Source organism: Micromonospora sp. NPDC049580, from assembly GCF_040675595.1.
Taxonomy (GTDB): domain Bacteria; phylum Actinomycetota; class Actinomycetes; order Mycobacteriales; family Micromonosporaceae; genus Micromonospora.
In genome coordinates, this window is sequence record NZ_JBFAPG010000237.1 from 1 (window position 1) to 9,282 (window position 9,282).

The 9,282-nt window shown below is 72.8% G+C and carries 10 protein-coding genes; 8 read left to right on the plus strand and 2 right to left on the minus strand.

Annotated features, from left to right (window positions below; all coding sequences use genetic code 11):
* Positions 1-101: 101 nt before the first annotated feature.
* The gene (locus AB0J68_RS19160) at positions 102-1,070 is read right to left on the minus strand and encodes an SDR family NAD(P)-dependent oxidoreductase (RefSeq protein WP_363939695.1); all 969 of its coding nucleotides are present in this window, start codon (positions 1,068-1,070) and stop codon (positions 102-104) included.
* Between the two features lie 82 nt (positions 1,071-1,152).
* Here AB0J68_RS19160 and AB0J68_RS19165 point away from each other — a divergent pair, with 82 nt between their 5' ends.
* The 5 genes from AB0J68_RS19165 to prfH all read left to right on the plus strand — a co-directional run bounded on the left by AB0J68_RS19165 (position 1,153) and on the right by prfH (position 5,376).
* On the plus strand, positions 1,153-2,079 hold the full coding sequence (locus AB0J68_RS19165) for an AraC family transcriptional regulator (protein ID WP_363939697.1): 927 nt from the start codon (positions 1,153-1,155) through the stop codon (positions 2,077-2,079).
* A gap of 232 nt (positions 2,080-2,311) precedes the next feature.
* Entirely contained in the window at positions 2,312-2,470 is a 159-nt protein-coding gene (locus AB0J68_RS19170; protein ID WP_354861058.1) for a hypothetical protein, read from the plus strand.
* A gap of 151 nt (positions 2,471-2,621) precedes the next feature.
* Positions 2,622-3,272: a methyltransferase domain-containing protein gene (locus tag AB0J68_RS19175; RefSeq protein ID WP_363939699.1), complete on the plus strand. Its 651-nt coding sequence runs from the start codon at positions 2,622-2,624 to the stop codon at positions 3,270-3,272.
* 311 nt (positions 3,273-3,583) lie between these two features.
* Positions 3,584-4,771: an RNA ligase RtcB family protein gene (locus AB0J68_RS19180; protein ID WP_363939701.1), complete on the plus strand. Its 1,188-nt coding sequence runs from the start codon at positions 3,584-3,586 to the stop codon at positions 4,769-4,771.
* On the plus strand, positions 4,768-5,376 hold the full coding sequence (gene prfH / locus AB0J68_RS19185) for a peptide chain release factor H (RefSeq protein WP_354861063.1): 609 nt from the start codon (positions 4,768-4,770) through the stop codon (positions 5,374-5,376). The genes AB0J68_RS19180 and prfH overlap by 4 nt, the downstream gene beginning before the upstream one ends.
* 10 nt (positions 5,377-5,386) lie before the next feature.
* Here prfH and AB0J68_RS19190 read toward each other — a convergent pair whose 3' ends face one another.
* Positions 5,387-6,280 carry an alpha/beta hydrolase gene (locus AB0J68_RS19190; protein WP_363939703.1) on the minus strand — a complete coding sequence of 298 codons (894 nt, stop codon included), beginning with the start codon at positions 6,278-6,280 and terminating at the stop codon, positions 5,387-5,389.
* 202 nt (positions 6,281-6,482) lie between these two features.
* On the opposite strand from AB0J68_RS19190, the gene AB0J68_RS19195 reads away from it, so the two are divergent.
* From AB0J68_RS19195 to AB0J68_RS19205, 3 genes are all read left to right on the plus strand, one after another.
* A complete protein-coding gene (locus AB0J68_RS19195) occupies positions 6,483-7,310 on the plus strand; it encodes a PIG-L family deacetylase (protein WP_355067985.1) in 828 nt (275 codons plus the stop codon).
* 41 nt (positions 7,311-7,351) lie between these two features.
* Entirely contained in the window at positions 7,352-7,996 is a 645-nt protein-coding gene (locus AB0J68_RS19200; RefSeq protein WP_354861068.1) for a response regulator transcription factor, read from the plus strand.
* Positions 7,997-8,068: 72 nt separating this feature from the next.
* A complete protein-coding gene (locus AB0J68_RS19205) occupies positions 8,069-9,241 on the plus strand; it encodes a DUF418 domain-containing protein (RefSeq protein ID WP_363939705.1) in 1,173 nt (390 codons plus the stop codon).
* Positions 9,242-9,282: the final 41 nt, after the last annotated feature.

Below are 9,282 nucleotides of genomic sequence, written 5' to 3' on the forward strand. Positions count from 1 at the left end.
GGCCCCGGGGAGTCACTTCCCCGCCGTACCCCGATCAATCCGGGCTGCCGGGCGCGGCCAGGCGCGAGCGCGCCGCGCCCGGCGTCCGACGGCGGTCGCGCTCAGCGCGCGGAGAGCATCTTCTCGGCGTACGCCCAGAGCCGGTCCGCGGCGACCGGGTCGATTGCGTGGTCGGCGACCCCGCCGGTGGCGTTCGGGCCGCCGGGCACCACCTCCGCCTCCTGGTTGTCGACGAAGTACCGGCCGCCGATGCCGTCGAGCAGGGGTGACGCGGCGAGCAGGACGGTGGTCGCCGCTCCCTGAGCGGGCGTCTTGTAGTGGTCCGGCACGACGAGGTTGCCCGCCTCGTCCATCGCGCCGAACGCGCGCATCATGTCGTCGTCCAGGTGACGTTGCAGGTTGGTGTGGATGTACCCGGGGTTGAGGGAGTTGGCGGTGATCCCGTCCTTGGCCCACCGCCGGGTGATGCCGACCGCGAGCAGGACGTCCGCGGTCTTCGACTGCCCGTACGCCGACCACGGGTCGTACGGGCGCCGCTCGAACTGGGGGTCCTCGACGTCGAACGGAGCGCCCAGGTGCGCCCCGGAGCTGACCACCACGACCCGGGCCGCCCCGGCGGCACGCAGGTTGTCGTGCAGACCGACGGCGAGCGCGAAGTGCCCCAGGTAGTTGGTCGCGAGCTGGAGTTCCCAGCCCTGCGCGGAGAGCTGCCGGGTCGCAAGCGCCATGATGCCGGCGTTGGCGACCAGCGCGTCGAGCGGGCCCCGCCAGGCCGCGACGAAGGCGTCGACCGACGCCAGATCGGCGAGGTCGAGCGCGGCCGACCGGACGGCGCCCCGGGTGGCGTCGGTGGCGAACTCCGCGACGAGCGCGGCGGCCCGCTGGGGGTCACGGACCGCGACGGTGACCTCGGCGCCGGCGCCGGCCAGAGCGCGAACCGTCTCGACACCGAGGCCGGAGGCGCCGCCGGTGACGATCATCCGGCGCCCGGTGAGGTCCACGCCGTCGAGGATCTCGGCGGCGGTGGCACGGGCGGTGAACGACGTGGTGAGGCGTGGGTTCGCTGTCATGTCAGCCAGACTATGAACCTGAACCTGGACTGCCTATAGTCTAGGATCCGCGATACTTTAGTGATCGTCCAGGACGGTGCGGATGGATCCCCTTGAGGACGTACTGGCGTTGCTCGGTGCGACGAGTCACGTCTCCGCCGGCCTCGTCGCCGGAGGGCGCTGGGCGGTCCGGTTCGACCCACCGGCCGGCGCGAAGTTCAACGCCATCCGGCGCGGCCGCTGCTTCCTGCTCGTCGACGGCGAGCCCGAGCCGATCGGCCTCGCCGAGGGCGACTGCTACCTGCTGACCCGGCCGGTGGCCTACACGCTCTTCAGTGCCCCCGACGCACCGGTCCAGCCGGCGTACCCGATCTTCGCCGCCGCTGCCGACGGCGTGGCGCACGCGGGCGACGGCGACGACATGTTCCTCATCGGCGGCGCGTTCTCCCTGGGCGACCGGGGTCGCAGTCTCCTGTTGGACAGCCTTCCGCCGATCATCCACGTGCCCGCCGACACCCCCGCGGCCGCCACCATCCGGTGGGCGCTCGACGAGATCGACAGCGAGCTGCGGCAGGCACAGCTCGGATCGCGACTCGTCGCCGAACACCTGGCGCTCGTCCTGCTGATCCAGGTGCTGCGGCTGCACCTGGCCCGCGGTCCGCAGCACACGTCCGGCTGGCTGGCCGGGCTCGCCGACCCGGTGGTCGCTCCCGCGCTGCGGGCGATGCACGGGCGGCCCGCGCAGTCGTGGACGGTGGACGAGATCGCCCGCGCCGCGTCCGTCTCCCGCTCCACGCTCGCCGCCCGCTTCCGGCAGGTCGTCGGCGTGGGCCCGCTGGAGTACCTCACGCGATGGCGGATCGAACTCGCGGCGGACCGCATCCGCCGCGGCTCGGACACCGTCGCCACCATCGCCCTGGCCGTCGGGTACGGCTCGGAGAGCGCCCTCAGCGTGGCCTTCAAACGTGTCACCGGCGTCTCGCCGCGGACGTACCGCAGACAGGTGGCCGGGAGCGCCCGGACCGCATAGGGGTCACCCGTGCGGTGCGGCGCGTCGCCTGCGCGGTTGGGCGCGTCCGGGCGGGGTAGACCCCGGTCTGCCACGCGGGTGGTGGGGCCACCCGCGGCTGGATCGCCGGCGCCGGGCGGTCGGACGCCTCGGGGGGCGACGGCGGATGGATCAGCGCGGGTGAGCGGGCCCGACACCCTCGGCGACATCGTGGAGCTGCGGGTGCCTTCTGCTGCCGTTCCTGCTGGTAAACGTGGCGATCTGGATGCGTCCGGCGAACCCCCGCTCGGAGGCCATGGTCAAGTCCCTGTGCCGGGTGCTGGCGGTGTTCGCGCTGGTGCCGGTCGTCGCGATCGGCCTGGTCTGGCGGCTGGAGTTGGCGCAACGCCTGCGGCACGCGCCGCCCGAGTGACGCTGATCGGAGGGCTTCCCGTCTCCGTACGCTGCGCGGAATCGCGGGGCAGAACCAGCCCACGGAGCGCGCCACACCGGCGCGGTTGACATCACCGCCCATGATTGTGGTCGCTGCCCGGAATCCTGATCGTCAGAGGCTGGAGGTCGACGTGGCTGCGGTGTCCCACCCGGTGTTCGCGCGGGTGTACGAAAGGCTCAGCGTCGCCATGGACCGCGCCGGCACCGCCGAGTTCCGCCGCGACCTGGTCGCCGGCCTGACCGGCCGGGTGCTCGAGGTCGGCGCCGGCAACGGGCGCATGTTCGCCCACTACCCGCGGACGGTGACCGAGGTCGTCGCGGTCGAGCCGGAACGCCGCCTGCGTGCCGCCGCCGTCCGGGCGGCGCCGGCCGCGCCGGTGCCGATCACGGTCGTCGACGGCCTGGCCGAGGCGTTGCCCGCCGCCGACGGCGAGTTCGACGCGGTCGTGGTCGCGTTGGTGCTGTGCACCGTGCCCGATCAGGCCGCCGCGCTCGCCGAGATCCACCGTGTGCTGCGCCCCGGCGGCCAGCTGCGCTTCTTCGAGCACGTCGCCGCCGAGGAGCCCGGTCGCCTCCGTCGGGTCCAACGGTTCTCCGACGCCACGCTCTGGCCGAAACTGTTCGGCGGCTGCCACACCGGCCGCGACACCACGGCCGCCATCGAGGCGGCCGGGTTCGCCATCGACGAGCTGCGTCGCTTCCGGTTCCCGGCCGGCAGTTCCAGCCCCTCCTCGCCGTGCGTTCTGGGTCGCGCGATCCAGCCGGAGCACCGGCTGCGCTGAGGTGTCATCGGGCCGTCCGCGAGGTTCAGCGCCTCGGCAGGCCGGCCAGCCAGTCGTCCAGGGCCGCCGGGCTCGCATCGCGGCAGCGTACGCCGCAGCGTCGAGCGGGCCTCACCAGCTGCTGCCGGGACAGGCCGGCCGCGTGCCGGGCCCCCCGTCGATAATCGCTTGCCGCGCACGACGGGCGTCGCCAGAGTGGTGCCCATGACGTACTGACGGACACCACCTGAGCACCGCGCCGAGGCCGCTTCGCGCCGCTCGGTGCCGTACCGCCGTCCGTCCCCTTGCGATTCAGCGAGAAGTGAGCGTCGTTGTCTGAGCACCACTCCCCTCGGGAGTCTTCGTCCCCGTCCGCCCCGGCCACCATTGCCGTGTTCGCGTCCCCCGCGAGTTGGATCGAGTCCGCCGCGCTCGACCAGTGCCGGCAGGTGGCCGCCCTCGACGGCATGGTCCACGTTGCCGGGATGCCGGACCTGCACCCGGGCAAGGGCGCCCCCATCGGCGCGGCCATGGCGTCGACCGTGCTGTACCCGTTCCTGGTGGGCTCGGACATCGGCTGCGGCATCGCGGTGTTCCCCATTCGACTCCGGCGCGTCGTACCCGAGCGGCTGGCTGCCCGGTTCCCCGACCTCGACCGCGCGCTCGACCCCGAGCGGGACGCCGACGATCCGGCCTGGACCGTCGTCGCGGGCGACGTTCCCGCCGGCCACCGGGACGGTCTCGGTACGGTCGGCCGCGGTAACCACTTCGTCGAGCTGGCTCGCGTCGACACCGTCTTCGCACCCGAGCACGCGCACCGACTCGGGCTGGCCACCGGTGACCTCGTCCTCGTCGTGCACAGCGGCTCGCGGGGCCTGGGTGAGCGGATCCTGCGCACGCACACCGAGACGCACGGGGCGGGCCCCGCTCCCGACCCGGCCGCGTACCTGGCCCGGCACGACGAGGCGGTGCGCTGGGGCTCGCTCAACCGGCGGCTGCTGGCCGCCCGGGTCGCGTACGCCCTGGGGGCCGAGCCGACCGAGCCGGTCGTCGACCAGTGCCACAACCTGGTCGAGGTGCGCGACGGCGTCTACCTGCACCGCAAGGGGGCGGCGCCCGGTGACGGCCGCGACGTGCTCGTCGCCGGTACGCGGGGTACCGCGTCGTACCTGGTGGCCGCCCACGCCGGGGCGGACGCCAACCACTCGGTGGCGCACGGCGCGGGCCGGAAGATGTCCCGTGCCGACGCGCTGCGCCGGGGCCGGGCCAAGCACACGGTCGAGGAGTTGCGGCGTACCCCGGTGGGTTCCCTGGTGGTGTGCGGCGACCGCCAGTTGCTCTTCGAGGAGGCGCCCACGGCGTACAAGCGGATCGAGCAGGTGATCGGCGATCTCGTCGAGCACCGGCTCGCCACGCCGGTGGCCACCACGATCCCCCTGGTCACCTACAAGACGCCGGATGTCGGGGCCGCGTCGAGGTCGGACCGGCGCGACAAGCGTCGCGGGCAGGGTCGGTCGTGAGCGCGCAGCTGCTGCTGTCCGCCGGCCGTGGGCCGCGGGAGTGCGCGTGGGCGCTGGCCCACCTGTTGCGCCGCCTGGAGGCTGACGCCACCCGGCAGGGCGTGACCGTCCAGCGGGTCCACGCGGTGCCCGGTGACCGTCCTGGCACCTACCGGTCAGTGCTGATTCGGCTGTCCGGCGCCGACGTCGAGGCGTTCGCCGCCTCCTGGACGGGGACGCTGTGCTGGCAGGCGCCCAGCCCCTACCGGACGAGCGCCGGTCGAAAGAACTGGTACGTGACCGCGCAACCGCCGCCGAGCGACGCACCGCCGACGACGTTCGCCGAGGCCGACGTCGACATCGTCGGCTGCCGCACCGGCGGTCCCGGCGGCCAGCACCGGAACAAGGCCAGCACGGCGGTACGCGCCACCCACCGCCCCTCGGGCCTGGTCGTGGTGGTGGACGACGAACGGCAGTTCAGTCTGAACCGGCGCATCGCCCTTGAGCTGCTGCGCCAGCGTGTCGAGCGCGGCGACGAGGCGGCCCGCCGCGCGGTCACCACCGCCCGTTGGCGCATCCACGACGACCTCGTGCGGGGCGACCCGACCCGCACCGAACGCCCGTAGCGCAGCGCGCTCAGACCTCCAGGACCGCGTCGGCGAAGGCCCGCGGCGCCTCCTGGGGCAGGTTGTGCCCGATGCCGCCGCCGACGGTCCGGTGCTCGTACCGGCCGGCGAACTGCTTGCCGTAGACACTCGGGTCCAGGTGGGGAGCGCCGTTGGCGTCACCCTCCAGGGTGATGCTGGGCACCGAGATCTTCGGCTTGCCGGCCAGGCGCTTCTCCACCTCGTCGTACTGCGGTTCGCCCTCAGCGAGGGCCAGCCGCCACCGGTAGTTGTGGATCACGACGTCGACGTGGTCGGGGTTGTCGAACGCGGCGGCGCTGCGCTCGAAGGTCGCGTCGTCGAACATCCACCGCGGCGATGCGGTCTGCCAGATCAGCCGGGCGAAGTCGCGGCGGTTGCGGTCGTACCCCTGCCGGCCGCGCTCGGTGGCGAAGTAGAACTGGTACCACCAGGCGAACTCGGCCTTCGGCGGCAGCGGCGTCCGGCCCGACTCCTGGCCGTCGATCAGGTAACCGCTGACCGACACCAGACCGGAACAGCGCTCAGGCCACAACGCGGCCACGACATCGGCCGTACGCGCACCCCAGTCGAACCCGGCCAGCTTCGCGCTGTCGATGCCCAGGGCGTCCATGAGGGCGATGAGGTCGAGCCCCATGGCGGCCGGCTCGCCGTTGCGGACGGCGTCGTCGGATCGGAACCGCGTCGTGCCGTGACCCCGCAGGTACGGCACGACGACCCGGTGGCCGGCGTCGGTGAGCAGCGGTACGACGTCGACGAAGCTGTGGATGTCGTACGGCCAGCCGTGCAGCAGGATCACGGGAGCGCCGTCGGCCGGGCCGGCGTCCACGTATCCGACGTTCAGGACCCCGGCGTCGATCTGTCGCACGTCATCGAACAGTGCCATCGAACCGGTCCCCTTCCTCGGCTGATTCCGGCTGTCGAAACGCGGCCCCGGACCACCGGCCCAGCCCCGAAATCGTAGGAATCCACGAGCCGCCGGACAGCGAGTTGCGCAAGAACAGCAGGGCCGGTGAGCGGATCGCTAGAATGCGTCCGCGAACAGGACACTTCCCGTGTGGTCGCCGCGCTGGTCGTAGGGTGATGACATGGCTGAGCGATCCCTGACCCTGATGGCGGTGCACGCGCACCCCGACGACGAGGCGACGAGCACCGGTGGCGTCCTCGCCCGGTACGCGGCCGAAGGTGTCACCACGGTCCTCGTGACCTGTACCGACGGGCGATGCGGCGACGGCCCCGGCGGGGCGAAGCCCGGTGAGCCCGGCCACGACCCGGCCGCCGTCGTGGCGATGCGTCAGGCCGAGCTGGAGGACAGCTGCGCGACGTTGAAGGTCACCCACCTGGAGACGCTCGGCTACGCCGACTCCGGGATGATGGGTTGGTCGACGAACGACCAGCCCGGCTCCTTCTGGACGACGCCGGTGGCCGAGGCCGCGGACCGGCTCGCCGACCTGATCCGCCGCTACCAGCCGGACGTCATCGTGACCTACGACGAGAACGGCTTCTACGGCCACCCGGACCACATCCAGGCGCATCGCATCACCATGGCCGCCGTCGCGCAGACCGACATCCCCGCGAAGGTCTACTGGACCACCGTGCCGCGGACGGCGTTCGCGGAGTTCGGCCGGATCATGAAGGAGCTCGGCGTCGAGTGGGCCGAGCCGGACCCGTCGTCCGACCAGCCCGAGCTGGGGCTGCCCGACGACGAGATCACCACCTGGGTCGACACCCGGAGCTACGGCGCGCAGAAGTTCGAGGCCCTGGCCGCGCACGCCAGCCAGACCGAGAACATCTTCTTCCTCCAGTTGGGCCCGGAGCGGTTCACCGAGCTGATGGGCAGGGAGACCTTCGTCCGGGTGCGGGACACCACGGGCGCGCCGGTGCCCGAGGACGACCTCTTCGCCGGCCTGCGCTGACGCGTACCCACACCCGGCGGCGGGCCCGCTACCGTTGCCGGGTGCGGGTGGTGGTGGCGGAAGACCTCGTGTTGTTGCGGGACGGGTTGATCCGGCTGTTGGAGGCCCACGGCTTCGAGGTGGTCGCCGCCGTGGGCACCGGGCCGGATCTGCTGACCGAACTCGTCACGCGGCGCCCCGACGTGGCCGTGGTCGACGTGCGGCTGCCGCCGTCGTACACCGATGAGGGTCTGCGGGCCGCGCTCGCGGCGCGGGCCGAGGTGCCGGGGTTGCCGGTGCTGGTGCTCTCTCAATACGTGGAGCGACTGTACGCGCGGGAACTGCTCGCCGACGGCCACGGCGGGATCGGCTACCTGCTCAAGGACCGGGTGTCCGACCTCGGCGAGTTCGTCGCCGCGGTCCGCCGGGTCGCCGCGGGCGGCACCGCGCTCGACCCCACAGTGGTGGCGAAGCTGCTCGACAGCCGGACCCGGGTGCTGCCCCTGGACCGGTTGACCCCTCGCGAGCGGGAGGTGCTCGGGCAGATGGCGCAGGGCCGGTCCAACGCCGCCATCGGCGCCGCCCTGTTCATCACGGAGAAGGCCGTCGCCAAGCACACCAACAGCATCTTCGCCAAACTCGGGCTGCAGTCCTCCGAGGACGACAACCGGCGCGTCCTCGCCGTCCTCGCCTACCTCGACGCATAGGGGTACTGGCACCACCACGGGAGGGGTTCCAGGCTCCTCGAAACGCGTCGCGCCAGCGGCGAGCCTGAGACCATGACCGCAACCGTCAGCACGACGGCCCTCCAACCGGGCCCCGTCCCCCGCACCGACCGCGCCCTCGCCCCCGACCTCGCCCGGGGCGCCATGCTGCTGTTCATCGCGCTCGCGAACGCCGCGAACGCCGCGTTCGCCGGCCAGCCCGGCCTGGACGGCACGCCGCACGGCGCGCAGCGCGTCATCAACGCCGTCCTGGCGATGTTCGTCGACAGCCGCGCTTACCCGGTCTTCGCCGTCATGTTCGGGTACGGCCTCGTGCAGATCGCCCGACGACAGGGCGAGGGCGGACGGCGGATCCTGTTGCGGCGCAACGCCGCCCTGATCGTCTTCGGCCTGTGCCACGCGACGCTGCTGTACTTCGGGGACTTCCTCGGCGCGTACGGCATCGTCGGTATCGCCGCCACCCTGCTGTTGCTGCGCCGCGGCGACCGGTTCCACCGCGTCGTGCTGTGGCTCTGGGGCATCCAGACCGCGTACGCCGGGGTCCTGGCGGTGACCGCGCTCGTCGGCGCGCGCGGCGGCAACGCCGTCCTCACCAACACGCCGAACCCGTCGCTCGCCGCATCGTCGTACGGCCAGTCCATCCTCGACCGCCTCGCCGAGTGGCCGGTCCACACCGCCACCGTGCTCCCGTTCATCGTCATCGTGTGGCTGGGCATCTGGGCGGCCCGGCACCGCATCCTGGAGAACCCCGCCGCGCACCGCGTGCTGCTGCGCCGCGTCGCCGTCGGCTGCCTCGGCATCTCCGTCGTCGGCGCGCTCCCCTACGCGCTCATCGCCGCTGGTGCCGTGCACGTCGACGCCGCTACGGTCGAGACCATGGCACTCGTCCACGCCGTGAGCGGCGAGTACGGAGGGCCCGGCTACGTGGCGTTGTTCGGCCTGCTGGCACTGCGACTCGACCGTGCCCGCCGCGGCCGTGCCCTGCTCGCCCCGGTGGTCGCGCTCGGGCAACGGTCGCTGAGCGGATACCTGTTGCAGTCCGCGGTGTGGCTGGCGCTGTTCGCGCCGTGGGCGCTGCACCTGGAGGGCACGTACGCCGCCGCCGGCGTGGCGGTCGTCACCTGGCTGGTCTCGCTGGCCGCCGCCTGGACGCTGAATGTCACCGGTCACCGGGGGCCGGCGGAGACGCTGCTGCGACGCATCACCTACCGCACCACCCGCCGATGACCGCCATCACCCGCAGGACCGTGGCCGCGACGCAGAGCGCC

What these genes read in the sequence shown, in the direction of transcription:
- AB0J68_RS19160 (WP_363939695.1), bottom strand. Translation starts at nt 1,070, where the DNA reads ATGACAGCGAACCCACGCCTCACCACGTCGTTCACCGCCCGTGCCACC.
- AB0J68_RS19165 (WP_363939697.1), top strand. Translation starts at nt 1,153, where the DNA reads ATGGATCCCCTTGAGGACGTACTGGCGTTGCTCGGTGCGACGAGTCAC.
- AB0J68_RS19190 (WP_363939703.1), bottom strand. Translation starts at nt 6,280, where the DNA reads ATGGCACTGTTCGATGACGTGCGACAGATCGACGCCGGGGTCCTGAAC.
- AB0J68_RS19195 (WP_355067985.1), top strand. Translation starts at nt 6,483, where the DNA reads ATGGCTGAGCGATCCCTGACCCTGATGGCGGTGCACGCGCACCCCGAC.
- AB0J68_RS19205 (WP_363939705.1), top strand. Translation starts at nt 8,069, where the DNA reads ATGACCGCAACCGTCAGCACGACGGCCCTCCAACCGGGCCCCGTCCCC.